Below are 22,959 nucleotides of genomic sequence, written 5' to 3' on the forward strand. Positions count from 1 at the left end.
CAAGATTTATTGGGAGTATATGAACCAGGAAAAAGGACAAAATCCTGTTAGCCGCAGAAGGTTTTTGATACTGCTGGGAATTCTTTTCGCAGCAGTAATAGCAGGCCTTGCCTACCTTAAACAAATCGGGATAAAAACAATTAATAGATTCAGGATACGAAGCATCGAACAGAACCCTGCTTTTGACCCTGATACCTGGAAACTCACAATAGAGGGGCTTGTAAATATTCCGTTCACTATACGTTATGATGAACTTCTCAGGCTTGAAAGCGAGGAACAAATTTCTGATTTTCATTGCGTTGAAGGCTGGTCTGTGGAAAATGTGAAATGGAAAGGAGTGCGATTAAAAGTGCTATTTGATAAAGCCGGACTTAAATCCGAAGCTGCTTTTGCTACATTCCATTCCGCAAGCGGCTTATACAGTGACAGCCTCTCCGTAAAAGAAAGTCTTGAACCTGAGGTCATGCTTGCTTATTTAATGAATGATGAGCCATTGCCTGAAGAGCAGGGCTTGCCATTGCGTCTTGTGATGCCAAGGATGTTCGGATATAAGAACGTAAAATGGGTGAACAGGATCACACTTACAGGAATACAGGAAATAGGTTACTGGGAAAGATTTGGTTACAGGATAGATGGAGTGTCTTATCCTTGAAAATATTGCGATTCGATATTTCTTCAAGATTATTGCACTGGTCTCATGCACTGTTTTTTTTCTGGCTCCTGATAACAGGCATTGCTTTATTTTTCACCCCAAAATCCCTTCTTGGCGACCCTTTTATAAAAATGGTTCACCTGTATGCATCCCTTCCTTTTATTTTATTGCCTCTTATAATATATCTTCGCGCAAGTATATCCACACGAAATGATATTAAAGAACTTATGGAATGGAGGAGGGATGATCTGCACTGGTTTATTGAATTATTTAAAATGAATAAAACCGATGTTCCAGGAAAGTTCAATGCGGGACAGAAAGCGAATTTCCTGTTTGTCCTGCTTCTTATTATTGGCTTTTCTTTGACAGGTTTCATTGTCTGGATGAAATCAATGTTCAGTCGTAGTTTTGTTGAATTGAATTTCATTATTCATGATTCCCTTGCGATATTGTCCATATTGCTTCTCGCAGGGCACATCACTTTAGCTGTGTATTACAGCGAATCGTTGAAATGCATTATTTACGGAAAAATTGATGCCGCATGGGCAAAGGAGCATTATCCGAACTGGTTTTTGAAAGAGAGACGGGGCTGAATATTTTCTTGATCTCCAGTAAACCTATAATGAATAACATCACCAGGGCAATAAGAATCAGCTGAATAAAGTTGATCGCAACAAGATTAAATCTGTCATTTAAGAACGGGATATAAATCCCAAGAATCAGAAAGCTGATTGCTGCTACTGCCCACAGGTTAATAATCTTATTAGCAAATATTCCAAGGGAAAAAATGGATTCTTTATCTGAACGGGAAATATAAGCAAGAAAGATATGACCAAAAATCCATGCTGAAAAAGCATAGGTTTGTGTCTCCCTGAGATTTAAATTCTGGCTTTGTGCATAAAAATACACAGAAATAACTGCCGCAAAAAGCACTATTCCCCTGGTCAAAAAGTCCTTAATTACCTGATTATTGAATATGTTTTCTCTGGGGTTTCGAGGCGGCCTGGAATAAATATTTTTTTCTTTCGCCTCCGCAACAAAACCCGCAGATGCTGCCAGATCCATAAATAATTCCAGGAGGATTATCTGGATAGGAGCAAAAGGCATTGGTGTTCCCAAAAGAACAGGCACAAGGAAAATCAATACTAAAGCCACCTTCACCGATAGATAATATTTGATACCTTTTTGAAGATTATCAAAAAATTTCCTGCCCTCAAAAATACCCTGGGCAATGGTATTATAGTTGTCATCTGCTAAAACAACTTCAGCTGCTTCCCTGGCCACATCTGTTCCCCTGATCCCCATTGCGATGCCGATATCAGCACCTTTTAAAGCCAGTGCATCGTTAATCCCATCACCTGTTACAGCTACTACTTCACCGTTTTTTTGCAGGGCTTTCACGATCCTGTATTTATGTTCAGGCGAAGCCCTGGCAAAAACAGAGAACTCTTTCACAGTATTCTGTAATTCATCGTCAGTTATCTTATCCAGCTCAATGCCTGTCAATACTTTACTGGTGGTTGAGATACCAACTTCCCGTGCAATGAAACCGGCCGTTTGCGGATGGTCTCCTGTTACCATAATTGTCCTGATTCCAGCCATCATTGACAAAGCGATGGTTTCTTTGACTCCTTCCCTGGGCGGGTCTTCAAAGCTTATAAGTCCTGCAAAATTCATTTCCTTTTCGATATCATTAAAATCAAGGCTCTTTTCCCGGGGTTCCAGTTTTTTATAAGCAATGGCGATTACTCTTCTGCCTTTTTCAGTTTCACTATCTAATGCAGCTTTTATATCATCACTTGTGTTAGAGCAAACTCCGAATATCTCCTCCGGCGCACCGCTTAAGATCAATTCATGGCCTGAATTCTCTCTTATAACTGCTTTTGTTTTCCTGCCGTCTCCAAAATTTCTCTGCCTGACAACTTTTAGTTTTAGTGGCGCCCCATCTATTTTCAATTCCCTGGCTTTATTTCTAATCTCATGGTCAAGAGGAGATAAAGAGTATTCAGTCAGTGAAGCCAGGGCAATTTCCAGGATTTCTTTTCCTTTATCTGCAGGATAAAACCCGGCGATTTTCATTTTATTTTCCGTTATAGTTCCTGTTTTATCAGTAACAATCACAGTTGCATTGCCTAATGTTTCAGCAGCTTTGATCCTCTTAACTAAAAAATTATTTTTAGAAAGAGTATAAGCTCCGAGCCCCAGAACCATCGTAATTATAATCGGAAGCTCTTCAGGAATAGTGGCAAAAGAAAGGGAAAGACCTGTCAAGATCATGGTTTTTAAATCCTGTCCTCTCAGTATTCCAAGAAGCGGAATAATAATTGAAAAAAATAAAGCCACGAAGACCAATTTACCCGTAAGTGATTTCATCGCCAGCTGCAGCCGGGTCTTTGGTGGTTTGATTATTTTGGAAGCAGTTGCAATTTTACCAAGCCTTGTATTCTTACCTGTTGCAAAAACAACAGCCGATCCTTCGCCGGAAAGCACTATTGTACCTGCATAAATCTCGTCTCCGATCTCTTTGTCCCGGGGAAACGATTCGCCGGTCAAGGCAGATTCATCGAATTTCATGCCGATTGATGTATTAACTTTTGCATCAGCAGCGACTTTAGTTCCTGAAGTAAGAATTAACATATCGTCCGGAACAACATTTTCCGAGTCGATCTCCGTTATTTTTCCGTCCCTTAACACCCTTGTTCTGGGTGCAGCAATTTTTTCTAAAGAAGCAATTGCTTTTTTTGCCCTGAATTCATTATAGACTTCTGCAAAAACCAACAAAATGATCACTATAAAGATGGTAATAGCATCTTCGAGTTTTCCCCATATGCTGTAGAAAAAGCCAACGACTAATAAAAGAAGGATCATAGGCTCCGTTACTTCATGCCTGGCAATGCCAAAGAAACTGATCTCGGTTGCTTTGAAAATCCGGTTCGGGCCTGACTTTAAAAGTTTTTCTTGAGCTTCGCTGGAACTGAGCCCATTGTTATTCTTCAGATCCATTATCTATAAAACATCCCTTCCGGTTAAAAATATTTTCTTTTACTTCAAATTTACCCTATATTCCGCACATTTCCATCATGCAACATACCACTTTTAAGATTTTCAACGGACCAGTCATATACTTCGTTAAGTAAAGGTTGAATCTGTGTGAAATTTATTCCCAAATTCACAAAATCTTTTTATCAGACTTGTAGAACTCATGGTATAGATGTGTAGCATATTTTATTCAGCTCATAATATAATTTATGCACAGTATATTCTTTCATATATGTTTCCAAAAAGTGAGAGTATTTTCCGATGCATGTCATTCAAGTTCATGATCATCACTCTTTTCTCATTTTCATAAAGAACTGTGATTCCTTCAAATACCTGGAAAACACGTCTCATAGTCGGTTTTTTGGTAGGCTTCCCTGTTTGATCCGGTATTGCTTGATTCTCTCTGAGAAGTGCCTCCCTCAGCTTCCTCTGAGCTATACTATAGATCATAAGAGCAAGTCCCATAACCATTACAAGTGCTATTATCCTGCTTTCGTTTTTCAGGAATATACTATGGGCAAAAAATAATGGGTCTTTTAAAAATCTAAAACCTCTTTCAACGGATTGCTGATCCTTGTATGTTTTTAATATATCTTCATCACTCATTTTATCATCATTGGTTGCCAGGATGAACTTTCCTTTTCTGAAAAGCACTTTTTTGATTTTTTCCTCATCTTCTTCAAAACTCGATGTCACATTACACATTATCTTCAGAACATCATTCTTTTTTGGTCTTCCAACATTACCTTCTTTCTTCTTTCTGCTCTCTTGGATAGCGATATTCTTTACTTTGTGATATTTCCATTCACGAGCCATCTCCTGCAGAGCTTGCAGAGCATCTTCTTTACAGTAAAAATCATCATTGGAAAAATGCCATAACTGCTTTTCTATCACTTCCCTTTCTTTAGTTATGCTCTTTTTAAGGGTTTTACTTTCTCTCTCATACGCTTTCTGGGAGAATATCACTATCCATCTCTGCTTTACTCCATATGTAATTTCCGTGCTTAACAAACTATAACCATCTAACGATGTCTGATTCATGTCTTTTAAGTCAGAGATTTTAAGCAATTCTTTTGCATCAGATAATGTTTCTGGGACTCTTGTTATCCATTTATGTTTTTCTGAAATCGCTTTCAGGTTATCCTTACTGTAGAAAGCACTATCCCAGACCCAAATGCAATCCTTATCCCAATTTTCTTTCAAGAAATTTCCATAGTTTTTGGCAATCTCTCTGAAGTGATTTTTGTCCGATGCGTTGCCGCTCAATGTCTGTATAAAAAGTGGCAATTCTTTGGACATGATCAGGGATGTAACGAACTGTTTTAGATCCGGTCTATTATCTTTAGAATGGCCATAGGTGACCTCGATAGGAACTGCATCCAGATCACCTTCTTCATGTTCGTATTCTCCGTGGACACTGAACGTTGTAGTATCGTGATGAAGAAATCTACCCTTGAATCCATACTTTTTGTAAGCATTTATTGCTATCTGTAGAAAGGTCTCTTCTGTTCCTGTTTCATACAATCTGTCCAGACTTCTTCCAAGCGTATCATCATTGAAGTCTTTCCATGAAAGATGTTCACCTATCAATAGTTCCACTGGTTTTGTTTTCATGAATTCAGGAAAAAGATACAATGGTTTGCTTACAAATCCTAAAGCGTTCAAGATCATTGCTTCTACGGATTCACCGGTGGTTACCTTTTGTCTTTTATCTATTCCTACTATTCGGTCTATCTCTGCTGCAAGTTCAATTTCCTTGCAAACTCCTGCTACTATGCCAAGATGATCCAGGCTTTTACTGCTGTATTCCATTAATCTAATTCCTGATTTAGCAGGAGGTTATATTAAAATGTGCGGAAAATGGGATTTACCAGGTAATTTACAAAATTTTGATTAAATAAAGCGCCTGGTCTTTTGCTCCTGATATAGTTAACGATCTCTTCTCCACTCATCCCTTTCATCCATAAAATCATACCGTTTATCAAACTTGCCCGATTAATCCCTTGTTCACAATGAACCAGGACTTCCATCTTCTTTTTATAAGCCAGATCATATCCAAAAGACGCAACCAGTTTTAAAATATCTAAATCCGGCAACCTGGCATCTTCTATTGTCCAGTTTAGATATATTTTAAAATTGCTTGAATCCGGATCTATGCCGCCTGCCAGGTCGATGCAAACGTCAAACATCTTTGTTCTTTCCACATCGTCTATCATGGAACTCTGATATAGATGTTCGTCAATTTGAAATATTTCCATTTTCGATTGAATTAGAATGGATTCATTGGAATTCTAATCGGTTTCGCCTTTTAGAAGTGAATTGATTACATCCTGAGTCCTTAGCTCACCTATGGCAACACGCTTTATCATAGGATATATGTACTTGCAGTCATCGATGTTATTCAAGACATCCGGGCCTACCTCTTTTATGACTTTATTTATTATCCGTGTGCATCTATCACATATTTTATTGTTTGATGTGGATTTACCACATATTTCGCAATTCATATTTTTCCCCACATGAATATTAGAACTTGTCGAATAAATAGATATCGCAGTTTTTTTACCCTGTTGAATATGGATTTTATTTATATGGATTTTATTTATTAAGTACAGGTATTTTTATATACTATTCTAGACAATCCATATTTGGTGGTAATTATGATTCAGAGAAAAATAACTTTTATATTAATTATAATCCTTTCATTACTAATCGTATCTGGTTGTGTGAGTCAAGAACCAACAGGCACTCCAACGGTTACACCAATGGCTACGCCCAGAGGAACAGCAGCAGTGGTTCCAACTCAGCAGCCGGGTACAGGTGTGGATATCCTGAATGCGCCCGGGACGGCAGTTCCGGAAAAGAGTTTTGATGTGATCTGGAGGGTGAATAGTCCTGTTGAAAAAACCATTCCGCATACAGCCGTTCACTATGGCCCGCAATCGAAAGCCGAGCCTCTGACGCTCACAAGTTATCCCAACCTTACTCAGGTACAAAACGGGACGATTCCTGCTGATTTCAGTGCCAAGATCATTATAAACTCAACTGGAACTACGTATTTCCGTGCGCATGCTATAATCGATGGCGTTAACTACTGGTCACCGGAAAAAATTATAACAGTGTCCTCTCCTGCGACAATAACAATAACATCCATTCCAGGCAGACCGGTTGAAAATTCAAATTATACTATTAAATGGCAGGTATCAGGAGGAACAGCAGGAGATATCAGCAAAACAGAGCTTCTCTGGGATTCCAAGAAAGGGAATGCGACTGTTACTGATTATTCCCGGAGTACACCATCTATGACCGGGAAAGCTCCCATGGAATTCAGCCAGACATTGAAGGCGGGTCCGAGCAGTACCATTTATTTCAGGGCTCATGCCATAGTTGATGGAATAGAGATATTTTCGGATGAAAAACAGATGACCATATACCCGGAACGTGAAGAAGGATATTGAATATGTTATTCTAATCGACATCGAAATACAATTTATTATATCATTGAAAAAGGTGCACTTTGGAGCCACTTGCCTTATGGCCATCGAATATAATTTTCTACTTTTTTTTAAGTTTTTAATTTGAACGCCGCCGCAAAAAAGGTTTAATAAGTGAAACTTAATCTTCATATCAAGCTAATAAGAGGCAATAATGTCAGATATCACTTTTCAAATTATATTCATTATTTTACTTACCATTGCTAACGGTATTTTTTCCATGTCTGAGATCGCCATCATTTCGGCACGCAAGGCACGGCTTCAACAATGGGTCAATGAAGGTAATACAAAGGCACAGGCTGCGCTGGATCTTGCAGATTCACCCAATCGTTTACTATCCACTGTTCAAATCGGGATTACACTTATAGGCATACTGGCTGGCGTATTAGGCGGAGCAACCATAGCAGACGAACTGTCGGCACGCCTGATCTTTATACCATTACTTGCGCCCTACAGCGAAGCCATTGCTCTGGGTATTGTGGTTCTTGGGATTACATATCTTACTCTGGTTATTGGTGAACTTGTACCCAAAAGGATAGCATTACATAACCCGGAGCGAATAGCCTGTACAGTGGCCGCTCCTATGCGCATGTTATCCAGGATAGCCTCCCCTGCTGTCCATCTGTTGAGCATTTCGACAGATACGGTACTCAGGGTCCTGGGTATACGACCGGTTTCCGAGCAGCCCGTAACAGAGGAAGAGATTAACATCCTGATCGAGCAGGGCATGAAAGCCGGAACATTTGAAGAAGCAGAACGAGATATGGTAGAGCATGTATTTCGCCTGGGCGACCTGCGTGCCGGTGCATTGATGACGCCGCGTACCGAGATAGTCTGGCTCGACATCGATGACTCTCCCGAAGAAACACGACGCAGGATAGCCGATAGCGGTCACTCCCGTTTTCCGGTAGGTCAGGGCAGTCTTGATAATATTCTTGGCATAGTGCAAATTAAGGACATGCTGGGCCGTAACATGGAAGGTAAGTCTCCCGATCTGAAGGCATCCCTGCGGCGCCCATTGTTTGTGCCCGAAAGTACGCATGCTTTGAAAGTTCTGGAACTATTCAAGCAATCCGGCATACATATCTCGCTCGTAGTCGATGAATACGGCAGTGTTCAGGGATTGGTAACACTGAAGGATATACTGGAAGAGATCGTCGGGGATATACCATCAGTAGAGGACCTGGAGGAACCGCTGGCTGTGCAGCGCGAGGATGGCTCATGGCTGCTGGATGGAATGCTGCTCGTGGATGATTTCAAAGAGATATTCAGCATCAAAGAGCTGCCAGGAGAGGGCATCTATCAGACATTAGGCGGCTTTGTGCTGATGCATATGGGGCGTATCCCTGCTGTAGGCAACCATTTTGAATGGAGCGGATTACGCTTTGAGGTGGTGGATATGGATAAAAACCGGATAGACAAGGTACTGGTCATGCCTGCCCGAAAAGCTCCCCCTGCCCAACAAACTAAACAAACCAAATAAATTAAAAAATAAATTCCGGACAAGGCTGCCCGCAAACAGCCCTATCCGGCTCCTATCCCCCAACTTCATCACCAATTCAGTGCCCGTCATTCGGGTAATCGGGATGGTCCCGAAGGACAGGCATCCTGTTAACGATCCATCGGTAAACCAGTACCTGTATTATGACAACCGATATAACTACCAGCACTTCCTTCCAGTAGAAAAGTTCCCCGCGGGGGAGCTGGTAGTTGAATGTCAGCAATGTCAGGTTGAACCTGTTAAGGATAATTCCGATCATCGTCACCGCACCTGTTACCTGGATAAGTTTAACGTTCTTCTTCATTACCCCGTAATAATACAGGAATGGAACTAATGCAAGGATCGCTATCTCAACCATGAACCAGTGACCTGTTGGCGTATCGAGGTATTTCCATGCTCCTTCATGTGTAATGCTTATCAATCTCATTCCCAGATATGTAAACATGACAAGTGAAGAGGCTTTCCCAAGACCGATCGTAACATCATCGATACTTCCAAGATATTCTGCCGATGCCCTGTTTCTGAAATATATCGTAGTTAGTTTACTAACAACTATCATCAGTGCCATCGCAGCTCCTATGGCCGAGATAAGGGCAAGCCACGGCAGGTATGATGTATACCAGAGCGGATGCACCTTACCAGGCGCAAGAAGGAACATGGCAGACAGAGCCGACTGATGCAGTGTAGAGAGCATTACTCCGAATATAGTAAGACCCAGTGTCATGCTCACAGCTATCTTTCGCAGATACCCCTGGTTTAGCCAGGCCAGGACTGACGGGCAGAATTCAAAGAATTGCACAGATAGATACAGGGCTACATGCCAGGCCACAAGGAACATTACTGATGCTGTCCCGAATGATATGGCCATAGGATAATATATTCTCCACGGGCGGCCAAGGTCTATCATAAGGAATATTACTGCAAACAGATATCCCAGGAAACCCAGCAGGATAGCATTCTTGACAATTGGCTGGTATCTCTTAACCCCGAAAATATAAACTCCAGTCCCTATGACAAATCCTGATGCTGAGAACGGGACTCCACTGAATAATCCCCATGTAAGGAATAGTCCCCATGGCTGCTCATTCGAAGCTTCAGTTACCTGGTCAAGTCCGTAAATGAACCGCATTGCTATCAGGAACAGGCCCGCAAAGACAATGAGACCCGCACCAATGTTAAGAGGAGTGATGAGTGTCTTCATATATTCTTTGAACGATAGTCCCAGAAATATCTTCTCCCTGAACCAGTTAGAAATTATTTCCGCACCGGTCAGTTCATTTGCGGGATACACATGTCTTTCCACAGTTTCGTTTCCAAATTCATTCATGTTTTATATCCTCCTCAGGTTTTTTCTCATTCTCATTCTCATTCTCATGTCCTTCATGCGGTTTTTTATGTGTCGCCATATAGAAACCTCCAAGCAGCGCAGGCCATGTGACGAGCGTTAGATTTACCATACCCAGGAAATCCTTTGTCAGTTTCGGAAATGATGTTGTCCCGATGTTTTCAGGGAACCCCATTTTCTCAAACGGCAGTTTTGAAACATATAACCAGCCAGTTCCTCCGGCTTCGGTTTCACCATACACATGGTCGATATATTTATCGGGTTCACCCCATATTCTCTGCTTTGCCATTTTTATCAGGTCATTTCTTTTTCCGAACTGTATGGCTTCAACAGGGCATGCTTCCGCGCAGGCGGGAATGAGACCATCTTTTATCCTCTGGCTGCACATGAAACATTTCTGGATCTTCGGTTCAAAGGCGCTTGAATATTCAAAGGCCGGGACATAGAATGGACATGCTGTGATGCAATAACGGCATCCGATACACAGCTTTTCATTCCATACTACCGGTCCTTCTTTTGATTTTGTCAATGCAGCTACGGGGCAGGCCGTAACACATGCCGGTTCATCGCAATGCATACACTGGACCTTGCGATATACCGGCTTTCCATCCTCGCCCTCGAACCTGTTGACAACCGTATATGACTGCACATCTGCGACGTAAGGTTTCCTCTTTTCTTCAAAAACAGAGGTATCTTCAAACGATGTTTTCGCAGTTGGAAGATTATTAGCCTTGTTACATGCAGCTTCACAGCGGCGGCATCCGATGCACCTTGTTGTATCAGTCAGCATACCCAGGCGGTCTGGATTTCCTTCAAAATCCTGTGCTCCAAGAACGCTTTCGCTGCCAAGAATGCTTGCTGCAACAACAGTTCCGCCTATTTTGAGCAAGTTTCTCCTGTTTATCATAATTTATCCTCCAATTAGTTTGTGACAGCCCTGGCATGTATTGCCAGCTCTTCCTGCATGATCTTCAGGCACTAACGCCGCTCCTGCAACTCCTGTTGAATGGCACTTAAGACAGCTGTCATGATAAACGATCTTTGACTCCATGCCCCCATTTGGTATCCCTTTCGGATGGCACCTGTTACATGTATCCCATGTAAGCTGGTGCGGACGGATTGGAGCTGAGACTATGGCTGATGCTTTTAGCTCCCCTGTGTGGCAGTTAATGCAGCTGTCAGGTCCATTGAAATCTCCAGGATGGCAGGAAATGCATCTCTCATGATAAGCGGCCTTCAGACCCGGTTTGGTCGAATTATGCGGATTAGCCGGACTGTCATGACAATCCTTACATGCATGGATCTCATCCCCGCTGTTATGATGGCATGTAATACAACTGACCTTTTCACTCATGATCTTATGGAAATCAGTCGCTGGCCCGTATTTGATTGAAAGGTACTCAGATTTATTTACTGTTGGCCATCCGTTATTCGAAGCAAGTCTGACCTGCCTGATATTATCGGATTGTATGGCCACTGTTGCGTTTGAAATATTCGGGGCTGCAACATCAGAAGTATCTGAAGATGTAAGTACGATCGCCCCGCCCCCAAAGACCAGTGCAAGGGGAATAACGAAAGATACTATTGTTGACCTTTTCATCTTATCCCTGGAGTTTACCAGTATCCACAGGGCGATAAACCCGAAGCAAAACGCTATTACAATCAGGTATTCAACCCCTTTGACAAACGTCATGAATTCAAGTAATGTATTCATTTTAACACCTATTATTTAGTTCAATTTTTTGTATTGTTCTTCTGCGATCCCGACTTCATCCAAAATTTCTGATTTTATGGCACTCGTATTAACACCTCACAACAATTGTCCCCGTGCGACAATAATTTCTTAACATCAAGCTCGGCCCTGTTCCCAAAAGCGTGGTTCACTGCCCCTTTAAAAGTTTCCCTTATCGTATGGCAGATGTATTTATCGACTGAATTACCTTCAGCTACAATATTGCATTTCTTGATTGTATATAGTAGATTTTTCCCATCCGGTTTCCATTCGCTTTCCCTGTGGAGTTTAGAATCAATTATTTCAAGAGCTTTCTGGAAATTCTGGAATTCCCAGCTTTTTATATTATTCTCTTTTTCGTACTCCTGCATCAGGGATATCCCTATCCTTCTCCCCAGGGCTGTCAGCGATACAGGTATATCAGGAATGTTCTTTAGCCCTTTTAAAAAAGCCATGAACATTATCAAGTCCTGGTCCACCCTGCTGTTACTGATCTTGAGGTTGCTTACTATCTCGTTTATCCTGATCCCCACATCCGGCCTGTGTGTCAACACGACCATATTGGCAGTTGACTTGGCATCATAAAGGTGGCCGTTCGCTTCCAGAAGTGAGACTATGCTTGTTTTCAGTTTGTCTATTACCTCCTTGTTCCTGTAATTATGGAACAATATGAGATTCTCCCGGTCAACCTCTACCCTGTCCACAACTCTTGAAGTTTCATATACTTCCTTAATCAGGGACAGCATTTCGCGAAGAGGAATTTCCTGGATAGGTTTCTTGGCAAGCGTTTCTATTGTTATCTCGCCCATAGGAACTTTACCAGAAAGCAGATCCTCAAAGTAGTTCCTGTGAACGGTTACCATATTGTAATTGCTCAGGAGATGTCCGTTGATTATTGATTTCCAGAAATCAGGGCGGCTTTTGATGGCCTGGATAATTTCATTCAAACCTCCAAAAGAGGTAATAAGGCTATCATATCCTTCCTTCTTGTTTGATTTTGATAGTTCAACTCTTATACCTCCATCGAGATTAAAAACCGAAGTTATCTCAAGCGGAGCATGCTCAGGTGAGTTTTTCACAAGATACTGGGCAAGCATCCTCGCAACGAATCTTATTTTCTGGGGCGAGCCTTTGACCTCTATCAATACTTCTGATGCAGATGTATCATTATCGTATTTCAGGGAAAGGTCAACATCCCACTCCAGTTCGCTGAATTTGTTCTTGAGATATTCTTCAAGTTTTCCCATCGAATTTATCAGCATGGGACCTATCAGATCATCCAGTACATTGTCCGGGACAAGCAAACCGTCGATCTCGTTGAGCATCCATTTGAACAACGTATTGTCAATTGTGGAAATATTCTCAAGTTCACTGTTCTTTCCAGCCCGGTCTATTATCTCTCTTATTGCGGCGCTGAAATTACCTTTATGTTTTTCAACATAAGGCTCCATCTTCTGTATGCAATCATTGTCAAGAGAGATATGTCTTGTAACGATCATAATTACCCCATTTCTTTCTCTGGTGGTCTTCATTTACACTTTCCCAAATTGCTCATAGAGAAGTTCTTTTTCCCGTTTCAGTTCTGCTTCCCTTCGTGCAAGCGCTTTCATAGCATCATTTGCTTTTACTGAGATTGTGATCCTGTTCTTACTGTCTTTAATATATCCTCGCAGTCCAGCTGCCAGGAAAACAGCCGCTGCGATCGGTAAAAGAATGACCCATCCTGTCAGGAAAGCTATAAAACTTTCAGATGGCAGGAAATAGACAGTTCCAATTACGATCCCGGCTGCAAAATACCGTTTCCAATTATACATATGCTTCACCCAATTATGATTATCCAATGCCAATGTTAAAAGAATATTTGACAGGAAGATAGCATGGAAAGCCATGAATAGACATAGTTTAACATAAAAGAGCATAATATGCCATTACATGGCCTGGAAAATACAGGGTATGGCAAATGACAGGATTATTTTGAAATAAGGTCAAGGCATCCTTATGATCACCTCGCAGAAATTATCTCCATGTGTCAGTAAATGTTTCGTACACATCCGGGCTTTGTTTCCAAAAGCGTAACTCAATGCCCCCTTAAATGTCTCCCTCACAGTATGACAAACGTAATTATCAAATTCATTTCCATTTCCTGCAATATTACATTTCCTGATTGTATAAAGCAGATCCTTTCCTTCTGATTTCCATTCACTTTCCCTGTGGAGTCTTGCATCTATGCTCTGTAATGCCTTCTGGAAGTTGTCCAGTGTCCACGTCTTGATGTTATTTTCCAATTCATATCCCTGCATTAAGGATTTACCTGTCCTTCTACCCAGGGATGTCAGGGATATGGGAATATCAGGAATGTCCTTTAATCCTTTTAAGAATCCAAAAAATACCAGAAGTTCCTGGTCAAGCCTGGTATTGCTGTTTTTCAACGTCTTAACGATCTCATTTATTTTTATTCCAACATCAGACCTGTGGGTCAATATTACGATGTTGGCTGTTGCCCTGGCATCAAACATATGGCCATTTGCTTCCAGGAGCGCATGAGCGCTTTTTCTTAGTTTTTCAATAGCTGCCCTGTCCCTGTAACTATGGAATAAAACAAGTATGTCTTTATCGATTTCCACCCTGTCAACTATCCTTGATGTTTCAAAGACCTCTTTCATAAGATGAAGCATTTCTGTAAGAGGGATTTCCCGGATGGGTTTTTTTGCAAGATTTTCTATTGCGACCTCCCATGCCGGTATTTTACCCTCAAGCAGGTCCTCAAAATAATTCCTGTGGACAGTGACCATATTATAATTACTTACAAGATGCCTGTTGAACAGGGATTTCCAGAACGCTGGGCGGGTCTTTATAGTCCTGACAAGCTCGTCTGTCTTTCCAAAAAAAATCTCAAGGCTAAGGAGCGCATCTTTATTATTTGAACCTGATAATTCAACTTTTATACCTTCATTAGTATTAACGACCGACATGACTTCAAGAGGTTTAATTTTAAGTGAATTTTTGACAAGATACTGGGTAATTAAGCTTGTAATGAATTTTATTTTTTGATTGTTGCCTTTTATTTCCATTAATACTTCACCAGGGGAAATATCATTATCAGATCTTAATGTGATGCAAATTCCCCACTTAAGTTCCTCAAATCTTCGATTAAGATAACTTTCCAGTTTGTCCATCGAATTCATCATTATAGGATCTACGAATTCATTAAGTATCTCAGAAGGAAGGAGCTTTTCATCTATTTCCTTGAGTATCCAGTTAAATAAGGAATGGTCTATTGCAGATGAATTGATCCTGGTATCATACTTTCCAGCCTGGCAAATCATATCCCTTAATGCTGCGCCAAAATTCCCGTTATGCTTATCAGCATAGGGTTTTAATTTCTCAATATATTCATCTTCAAGTGAGATATGCCGTGTAATATTCATTTTTCTTTTTCCACTCCTTTATTATACCTATAAAATGACAATCCTAAAAGAGTATTTGAGAAGACATTCGGGTTTTGTGTCCATTGGAGGTTTTTTATGACATGAAATGACAACAAAAAAGAAAAAAAATCGTTTTTGAAAACCTCTATAACATGCTATACCACGCGCAGGACATACGTCTTAACCGCTTCCATAAGCACGCTATACGATATCCACACCATCCATATGCAAATTGTAAGGAAGATAATCGTGAACACAAGTTTCGCAAATCCCACTATCAATATATTTTTGTGTTCCTTGCGTTCCTTGTTTTCCATATTTTCCGGATTTGCAATTTTTTGGCTTTTCATGGCTTCTTCGTATTCCAGGGGATGCTCATGGCGCATTTCCTCCTCCGGGATATTCCCTGTCAGCCAGGCAAGATTTGGGAATTTTTCGAATTGCTCGTCATAAAAATGTCCTATGAAGATTGCAATGGATGCAAGTACTGCCTCCCATGTATGGAACAGGTTCGCTATCTGAACAAATCCTATTGGAAAATATTTCATGGCTTCAAAAGGCTGCCACATCAATAATCCTGTAAAACCCATTACTACTGCTCCGAATCCTGCCCCGAAATACTCGAATTTCTGTTTCCAGGTATATCGTCCGAATTTTGGATGCTCATCCGAATATCTCAGGTAATACCTTACCTGCTGCTTGAAATCCTCGACATCCTTAAGATTAAATAGTATGTCATAACGGGGTTTCTCAAGAATATGGTAAACAGCATGATATATACTCACTCCTATCATTACAAGGCCGGAAAAATGATGGATAAATGTCCTGTTATCGAATCCACCTACTGATTCTATCATCCACCTTGACCACCATTCTTCAGGGAACTTGAGAGGAAAACCCGTGTACGCAAGCAGAATAAAAGAGGTAAAGAATATTATATGCTGTATGCGCTGGTTCAGGGTAAACCTCTTGAATTTTAATTCTACCATGATCAATGCCTCCTTCTTATCTCAAAATTTGATGTAATTCCAAGGAAAATAAGCCCTATTGTAAAGGTAAGTTCAAAAAGGATCATAAGTATATAGAAATACGTTACAAGCCTTTTTGCATCAAGGGAAAGCAGGTAAACAGACTGCTCTTCATGGATCTTACCTCCTGTGATAAAGACATTATTTGCACCCGGATGACACCCGCTTTTTCCGCAAGTAGACGGCAGATTCGCGGGATTTATTGCTGATTTCGGATCACTTGCCTGCCTTGTATCATGGTTTTCATGACAATCCGAACAGCTTGCAAGTAACCTTCCGCCGCCTGCATAAGACTTATAATGGAAAGATTTTTTGTAAGTGTCAAACCTGTCTGTCCTGATGCCATAATATAAGGCTTGCATTCTGGTCTGGTTTTCATGACATTTTGCACATGTTTCCGGTACATTTGCCGAATATGTCGAAGAATCGGGATTTTTCGATGAAAGGATATTGTGGATGCCGTGGCAATCGGTACATGATGCTGATGTTCTTCCTTCCCTGAGTCTTTGCCAGTGAATGCTGTCCTCATATACCCGGGTTTCATTCCCATGACATTTTGAACAAAAGTTCGTGACATTTACAGGTGAAGGTGTTCCTGTAAAATTCGTGTGCATCACATTTATGGAAACAACACTCCCGCTGATATTTACGTCTCCGCCATGACAGTCCGCACACGTATTTTTATTAAAATGTATGCTTGCCCGGAATTCATTCACCTGTGCCGGATGGCAATGATAACAGGAGATATCCGTATTTTCATCCTGCACAGATGCCCCGGTCAAAAAGAAAATACCGATTAATGCCAGGATTATTATCCTGCTCATCCAATTTTTTATTATGTTGAAATCTGGTTCTATTGAATTCGTACTACCACCTCGCAAAAATTATCACCTTGAGATAATAATTTTTGAACATCTAATACTGCTTTATTACTGAAAGCATAGTTCATTGCTCCTTTAAACGTCTCCCTTATAGTGTGGCAAATGCATTTACTGGGATCATTCCGGGCAATGCTGCATTTCCTGATAGTATAATGCAGGTTTTTTCCATCCGCTTTCCATTCACTTTCCCTGTGAAGCTTTGAGTCAATAATTTCAAAAGCGTTTTTGAATTTCTCCAGGTTCCATTCCTTGATGTTATTTTCCAATTCATATTCCTGCATTATGGATTTACCAAGTCTTCTTCCCAGGACAGAAAGAGATAAAGGAATATCGGGAATGTCCTTCAGGCCGTTCAGGAAAGTAACGAACATCAATAATTCCTGATCAACTTTATTGCTGCCCGTTTTCAGATTATCTATTAATTCATTGATCTTTAAACCGATATGGGGCCTGTGTGTCAGCACGATCATATTTGCTGTTGATTTCCCATCGTACAGATGGCCGTTTGATTCCAGCAGTGTTAAAATAATCCTTTTTAATTTATCCACTGCTTGTTTTGCCCTGTAATTATGGAAAATGACCAGTTTGTCGTTTTCGATTTCCACCCTGTCAACAATCCTTGAGTTCTCATAAACCTCCTTTAAGAGCCAGAGCAGATCTTTAAGAGGTATTTCCCGGATTGGTCTTTTTGCAAGAAATTCTATCATCACTTCCCCCCCTGGTATATCATTAGCAAGTATGTCTTCAAAAGAGTTCCTGTGGATTGTGACCATATTGTAATTGCTGAGGTGATGACCTTTGATAATCGGGATCCAGAAATCAGGACGGCCTTTTACAGTCCCCAGAATTCCGTTCAATCCTCCGAAAAAAGTGATTAAACTATCTTCTGCCTCTGTTTTATCTGACAGTGATAACTCAACTTTTATGCATTCATTGAAATTGACGACTGACCGTACTGCCAGTGGTGAGCGGATGAGTGAATTTTTCACGAGGAACTGTGACACTAATCCCGCAATAAACTTTATTTTCCGTGGTGAGCCTCTTATTGTTAAAAGGACCCCGGCTGGAAAATTATCATTATCGCATTTCAAACAAAGGTTTACTCCCCACTCAAGTCCTGTTAACCTCTTGTTTATATTTTCTTCAAGTTTTCCCATGGAATTTATCAACATCGGGCTGATCAATTTATCAAGAACGTCCCCGGGAACCAGTATATCATCGATCTCCTGTAACATCCAGTTAAACAAAGAAGTATCTATTGCCGATGAATTGAAGGCCTGATTGTATTTTCCTGCCTGGCAAATCATATCCCTTAAAGCGGCTCCCATATTCCCATTATGTTTATTTATATATGGCTCCATTTTTTTCAGATATTCATCGTCAATGGATATGTGTCTTGAAAAGTTCATGGTCCCTCTTAGAATGTTAAATAGATCCTGCATGAAGTTTCACACAGGATCTTGTTCTTGTGCCTCTTTCCCCGCTTCATTGTTATGCCTGTCTTTAATGGAATACGGAATCAGGCGCTTGCTACTGATTGCATCATGTACACAAAGATAGATGCTGGTATAAGGAACAATCCTCCTGCAAAGGCAGCAAGGAATGTTTCTGCCGGGAGATAATACGCTGCTGTCATAAAAGCTGCCGCAGCTATTGCAGCTATTATAGATTTGGTTTTATTTTGCATAATTCATAACACCTCAATACAATCTATATATTGACATTATTAAATAATCAGTTGATAATAAAATGTCAGGAAAAGAGTGTAAGCCGTCATATCCGGTTTTTTGTGGGAAAAAAACACCAATAAATAAAATGGTGTGTATTATATAATTTAAAAAAGCCTGTATTACTAAAATATTGGAATTAAAAATGCATGAATTCCAAATATTGGTTTAAGAAACCCATTAATTTTTAAATTTGGCTTATTGAAGCCATTATGAGGACTATAGTTGATTTTTTTATATGAGAATTATAGTTGATTTTTTCATGATTTCATGAGGTTCAATGACCATATCCTTCATACCCATGTTCATTACTCACAATAATTATGATACGCATAAGATTCGAACTGACATTATTCGTAATGATAATGATAACCGGGCAGGCAATGGCTGCCGATGTAAAAGTATTTCCTTCAAGTTATCCCGCGAACCAAGGAGAGACTTTTAATTTGAATGTAACAATAGACCCGCAGGGAGCAGCAATTGCAGGTGCGCAGTTAAATATCGATTTTGATCAAACAAAGATCAAAATAAATAATATTACTGAAGGAAACTTATTCAAACAGAATGGAGCAAGCACTTTCTTTGCAAATGGCATTATAAATAATTCAACAGGTACTGTGATAAATCTGTTTGGTGTAGTAATTGGCAGGACGAATGTATCAAATCCTGGCACATTCATCATTATTAATGCTACGGCCATTGGTTCATCAGGTACATCCGGAATAAGTCTTTCAAATGTTAAGATCAGCAATTCTGAAGCCCGGCCTGTTCCTCCGGTAGTATATAACGGAAGTGTGACCATTAACAGCCCGCCAGTACTTTTGAAGATCGGTGATAAGAAGATTTTTGAAGGCCAGGCACTTACTTTCACTTTATCTGCAACTGATAATGATTCAGATACTCTTACATACTCAGCTTCAAACCTGCCGGCTGGTGCGATTTTTAATCCTGCCACAAAAACTTTCAGCTGGATGCCTGATCTCACACAATCCGGTATTTATCAGAATGTACATTTTGAAGTTTCAGATGGGACATTGAGGGATTTTGAGAATATCGCAATAACTGTAAATAAGCGTTCAAATATAGTCGTAACACCGTCAAGCAAGATCGTAAATCCCGGGCAGACCTTGCGCCTTAACATATCAATTGACCCGATGGGTAATCCGATCTCAGGAGTACAGCTTTCTCTTACATATGACAGATCGATCCTTAGAGTGGATAGCGTAACAGAGGGAACTCTCTTCAAACAAAATGGAGCAAGCACGATCTTTAATGGCGGTGTAATAGATAATACATCAGGAAAAGTAAACAATATTTATGGGTCCATCCTCGGTCCTTATAATGTTACAACTGCAGGGACGTTCTTTGCTATTGACTTCACAGCAATTGGTTTATCAGGGGCATCCATTGTTAATATTTCAGATATAATGATAAGCGACCAGTCCGGATATCCGGTGGCGTTCAATCTGACCAGTGGAAGCGTATTAATAAACAGCCCGCCGGTGCTCAATACAATTGGAAATAAGACCGTTGATGAAGGCCAGGCTCTTATTTTCACTTTATCAGCGGCTGATGCAAATGGAGATGCGCTTACATATTCCGCAACAAATCTTCCCTCTGGCGCTGTGTTTATCCCTGCAAACAGGACGTTCTTGTGGACACCAGACTTCACACAATCGGGCAATTACCCGGATATTCGTTTTGAAGTATCTGATGGCAGTGTGACGGATTTTGAAAATATGATGATAACTGTAAATAACATCAACAGGCCACCCACATTTACTTCTTTCCCGTACAATGGCTCAACGTTTGATGAAACACAGAGTATCCCGATCAGCATTATAGCAAACGAGCCTGATAACGACACACTTAGCTACATAATAAAATTGGATGGCAAACTGGTGAGTACAACGGCAAGTTATCTCTGGGTAACTAATTATTCCAGTTCAGGCAACCACAATATAGAAATATCAGTAAGCGATGGGACAGTATCTGTTATGGGAATAACAATCGTTTACATAAATAATGTATATCCAAGATACGATGTTAATAAAAACGGAGTAGTTGATATTGGAGACCTGACAATAATCGGACAGCATTTCACTGAAAAGGTCAATGCGCCATATCCGGGATATGATGTTAACATGGATGGGGTTATTGATATCTCAGATATTACAATTACCGCCCAGCACTTTGGAGAAAATACATGAGACTGATCGGCCATAAATTTTTCTTATTTTTCTTAATTGCCATTATTGAAAGTCCAGCTGCTATTGCTGCGACTGTTTACCCGGACCAGCTTCCGTCCAATATTTCTGCTGGCCAGACGTTTGATATTGGAGTAAAAGTTGATCCGCAAAGTATAGCGATCGCAGGTGCACAGATGGATATCTCATATAATAAATCCGTACTTAAGATAAACAGTATTACGGAAGGAAATCTCTTCAAACAGTATGGGACAACTACAATTTTTAATGGCGGTGTAATAGATAATTCGCTTGGCAGGGCAGTAAATATTTATGGTTCGATCATAGGACAAAAAAACGGACAAAATTCCGGAACCTTTATTATTATCAATTTTACTGCACTTAATTCTATAAATGATCCACAGATACAGATCAATCTTGAAAATGTCCGGGTCGTTGACCCTGATGGAAATCAAGTTTTTCCGACTCCTGCTTCGACACCTGGCCAGCAGGAGAAAGGAACTTCCAGTTCTGGTGCAGGGGGAAGCAGTTCGGGTGAAAACCATACAAACATTGAATTGATAGAAAAATATGACCTTTATATTTACAGGAATGTCACAACTTCCTACAGGTTCAGGGAACAAACAAATCCGATAGTTTTTGTAAATATTACGGGTAATACAGATTCATTTGAAATAACTACTTCTGTAGAAGTATTAAAAAGAACTTCAACCCTTGTGAAATCCGGTGCTCCTGGATTGGTCTATAAGAATATCAATATCTGGGCAGGGAATTTTGGATATGCGACACCGGATAACATAAAACATGCAGAAGTAATATTCAGGGTGCCTATTGCATGGATGGAGGCCAATAATATCGATCCGGACTCGATTGAAATGATGCGATATGATGATGAGTGGCAGTCTTTGCCCACAAGAAAGATCGGAACGTATAATAGTGATATCCTGTATGAATCCAGTACCATTGGTTTCTCATTTTTTGCAATAAACGGAAAAAAATCAACCGGGGAAATGAATAATTATTCCGGAACTACAACCATTCAACCAGAAAATCATGCCAATTTAAACAATTATGTATTGGTTGTTGTCTTCGCAAGTATTGTAACAGGTTCAATCCTGGTTTATAGAATAAGGATGCTTAAGAAGAAATAATTTCGCCAGTATGGCAAAAGGGATAGCGGAGGACAGGATTTCTATTATTTTGCAAATACAGGAATATATGATTTTTTTAAAGCAATTAAATCGACAATAAGTGAAGTCCTAATCGTCAATTGCGCCCATGCATTCATGTTTTGACCACAAAAGATTTAAAAGGGTACTGACTATAATCGGATGTAATCCATGATGGGATTAAATAGAGGGTGATGAAATCGCCTTTTATGGCAGCCATTAAACCGGCTGTCCTGACATCGGCGGTTTAGCGATGGCGGCTGAATGAAAGTTCGGCCTTTGATAACTATCACTCCTTGCCGTTAAATCGGCATATCTCGAAGGAGAACAAAATAATAAAACCATATAAGATATGGAGGTAAAGAAATAATGACGAAAAAAATATTAGCTGTTGTATTAGCAGTGTTTATGCTATTAGTAGTAGCATTTCCTGTAAGTGCAGCAGTACAGGCAACAAAAGTTGAAGTACGTGGATCTGTATGGAATCAAGGTGATAACGTATCAGATGCCTCATGGAATTCTCAAAAGTTTGCAGGTTTCTACTATGACCTCAAAAACAACCTTACCACAGAATCGTTAAGATTCCTGGCTACACCAGGCAGGTCAAATCTAGAAGATACAATTGAATACAAAACAGGAATAGTACCTGTTGAATTCAAAGTAAAAGAGAAGGAAGGTCTATATGTAACAAATATTTCCGGTACAGCAGCAACAACTTACAGTGTTGTTGGCTGGCAGGCTGAGAAATGGATAGCT

General features: G+C 40.3%; 21 protein-coding genes. 7 read left to right on the plus strand and 14 right to left on the minus strand.

Annotated features, from left to right (window positions below; genetic code table 11):
* Positions 1–19 precede the first annotated feature (19 nt).
* Together CL181_RS05380 and CL181_RS05385 are read left to right on the plus strand one after the other, a co-directional pair.
* Positions 20–652, plus strand: coding sequence for a molybdopterin-dependent oxidoreductase (locus CL181_RS05380; protein ID WP_176505073.1), 633 nt, complete (start codon positions 20–22; stop codon positions 650–652).
* Positions 649–1,245: a cytochrome b/b6 domain-containing protein gene (locus CL181_RS05385; protein WP_176505074.1), complete on the plus strand. Its 597-nt coding sequence runs from the start codon at positions 649–651 to the stop codon at positions 1,243–1,245. Before CL181_RS05380 ends, CL181_RS05385 begins: the two co-directional genes overlap by 4 nt.
* On the opposite strand, the gene CL181_RS05390 is transcribed toward CL181_RS05385, so the two are convergent.
* The 4 genes from CL181_RS05390 to CL181_RS05405 form a co-directional block, all read right to left on the minus strand.
* Positions 1,169–3,655, minus strand: coding sequence for a cation-transporting P-type ATPase (locus CL181_RS05390; protein WP_217993093.1), 2,487 nt, complete (start codon positions 3,653–3,655; stop codon positions 1,169–1,171). The two genes, CL181_RS05385 and CL181_RS05390, sit on opposite strands and share 77 nt — an antisense overlap.
* 243 nt (positions 3,656–3,898) lie before the next feature.
* Positions 3,899–5,503, minus strand: coding sequence for an IS1634 family transposase (locus tag CL181_RS05395; RefSeq protein WP_097298219.1), 1,605 nt, complete (start codon positions 5,501–5,503; stop codon positions 3,899–3,901).
* A gap of 32 nt (positions 5,504–5,535) precedes the next feature.
* A complete protein-coding gene (locus CL181_RS05400; RefSeq protein WP_176505075.1) occupies positions 5,536–5,907 on the minus strand; it encodes a dual specificity protein phosphatase family protein in 372 nt (123 codons plus the stop codon).
* A gap of 75 nt (positions 5,908–5,982) precedes the next feature.
* A complete protein-coding gene (locus tag CL181_RS05405; RefSeq protein ID WP_097298221.1) occupies positions 5,983–6,198 on the minus strand; it encodes a hypothetical protein in 216 nt (71 codons plus the stop codon).
* A 153-nt stretch (positions 6,199–6,351) separates the two neighbouring features.
* On the opposite strand from CL181_RS05405, the gene CL181_RS05410 reads away from it, so the two are divergent.
* Both CL181_RS05410 and CL181_RS05415 read left to right on the plus strand, forming a co-directional pair.
* Entirely contained in the window at positions 6,352–7,149 is a 798-nt protein-coding gene (locus tag CL181_RS05410) for a hypothetical protein (protein WP_097298222.1), read from the plus strand.
* A 190-nt stretch (positions 7,150–7,339) separates the two neighbouring features.
* Positions 7,340–8,668 (plus strand): hemolysin family protein, encoded by a 1,329-nt coding sequence (locus CL181_RS05415; protein ID WP_097298223.1) that lies wholly within the window; start codon positions 7,340–7,342, stop codon positions 8,666–8,668.
* A 76-nt stretch (positions 8,669–8,744) separates the two neighbouring features.
* Here CL181_RS05415 and nrfD read toward each other — a convergent pair whose 3' ends face one another.
* The 10 genes from nrfD to CL181_RS20140 all read right to left on the minus strand — a co-directional run bounded on the left by nrfD (position 8,745) and on the right by CL181_RS20140 (position 18,787).
* Positions 8,745–10,013: an NrfD/PsrC family molybdoenzyme membrane anchor subunit gene (gene nrfD / locus CL181_RS05420; protein ID WP_097298224.1), complete on the minus strand. Its 1,269-nt coding sequence runs from the start codon at positions 10,011–10,013 to the stop codon at positions 8,745–8,747.
* Positions 10,006–10,938: a 4Fe-4S dicluster domain-containing protein gene (locus CL181_RS05425; RefSeq protein ID WP_217993094.1), complete on the minus strand. Its 933-nt coding sequence runs from the start codon at positions 10,936–10,938 to the stop codon at positions 10,006–10,008. Before CL181_RS05425 ends, nrfD begins: the two co-directional genes overlap by 8 nt.
* A gap of 3 nt (positions 10,939–10,941) precedes the next feature.
* Positions 10,942–11,745 carry a cytochrome c3 family protein gene (locus CL181_RS05430; protein WP_097298225.1) on the minus strand — a complete coding sequence of 268 codons (804 nt, stop codon included), beginning with the start codon at positions 11,743–11,745 and terminating at the stop codon, positions 10,942–10,944.
* A gap of 74 nt (positions 11,746–11,819) precedes the next feature.
* Positions 11,820–13,295, minus strand: coding sequence for a hypothetical protein (locus CL181_RS05435; protein WP_097298226.1), 1,476 nt, complete (start codon positions 13,293–13,295; stop codon positions 11,820–11,822).
* Positions 13,296–13,577, minus strand: coding sequence for a hypothetical protein (locus tag CL181_RS05440; protein WP_096205785.1), 282 nt, complete (start codon positions 13,575–13,577; stop codon positions 13,296–13,298).
* Between the two features lie 171 nt (positions 13,578–13,748).
* The gene (locus CL181_RS05445) at positions 13,749–15,191 is read right to left on the minus strand and encodes a hypothetical protein (RefSeq protein WP_097298230.1); all 1,443 of its coding nucleotides are present in this window, start codon (positions 15,189–15,191) and stop codon (positions 13,749–13,751) included.
* A 155-nt stretch (positions 15,192–15,346) separates the two neighbouring features.
* Complete coding sequence (locus CL181_RS05450; protein ID WP_097298231.1) at positions 15,347–16,180, minus strand: formate dehydrogenase subunit gamma; 834 nt, start codon at positions 16,178–16,180, stop codon at positions 15,347–15,349.
* Between the two features lie 2 nt (positions 16,181–16,182).
* Positions 16,183–17,100: a NapC/NirT family cytochrome c gene (locus CL181_RS05455; RefSeq protein ID WP_141398805.1), complete on the minus strand. Its 918-nt coding sequence runs from the start codon at positions 17,098–17,100 to the stop codon at positions 16,183–16,185.
* Positions 17,073–18,509, minus strand: coding sequence for a hypothetical protein (locus CL181_RS05460; RefSeq protein ID WP_097298233.1), 1,437 nt, complete (start codon positions 18,507–18,509; stop codon positions 17,073–17,075). Before CL181_RS05460 ends, CL181_RS05455 begins: the two co-directional genes overlap by 28 nt.
* Positions 18,510–18,619: 110 nt before the next feature.
* Positions 18,620–18,787 carry a hypothetical protein gene (locus CL181_RS20140; protein ID WP_176505076.1) on the minus strand — a complete coding sequence of 56 codons (168 nt, stop codon included), beginning with the start codon at positions 18,785–18,787 and terminating at the stop codon, positions 18,620–18,622.
* Positions 18,788–19,150: 363 nt separating this feature from the next.
* Between CL181_RS20140 and CL181_RS05465 the strand changes: the two genes are divergently transcribed.
* From CL181_RS05465 to CL181_RS05475, 3 genes are all read left to right on the plus strand, one after another.
* Entirely contained in the window at positions 19,151–21,037 is a 1,887-nt protein-coding gene (locus tag CL181_RS05465) for a putative Ig domain-containing protein (RefSeq protein ID WP_097298235.1), read from the plus strand.
* Positions 21,034–22,185: a PGF-pre-PGF domain-containing protein gene (locus tag CL181_RS05470; protein WP_097298236.1), complete on the plus strand. Its 1,152-nt coding sequence runs from the start codon at positions 21,034–21,036 to the stop codon at positions 22,183–22,185. The genes CL181_RS05465 and CL181_RS05470 overlap by 4 nt, the downstream gene beginning before the upstream one ends.
* A 387-nt stretch (positions 22,186–22,572) precedes the next feature.
* On the plus strand, positions 22,573–22,959 hold a 387-nt coding region (locus CL181_RS05475), incomplete at its 3' end, for an S-layer protein domain-containing protein (RefSeq protein ID WP_303740878.1).

Origin of the sequence: Candidatus Methanoperedens sp. BLZ2 (genome assembly GCF_002487355.1) — an archaeon.
GTDB lineage: Archaea > Halobacteriota > Methanosarcinia > Methanosarcinales > Methanoperedenaceae > Methanoperedens.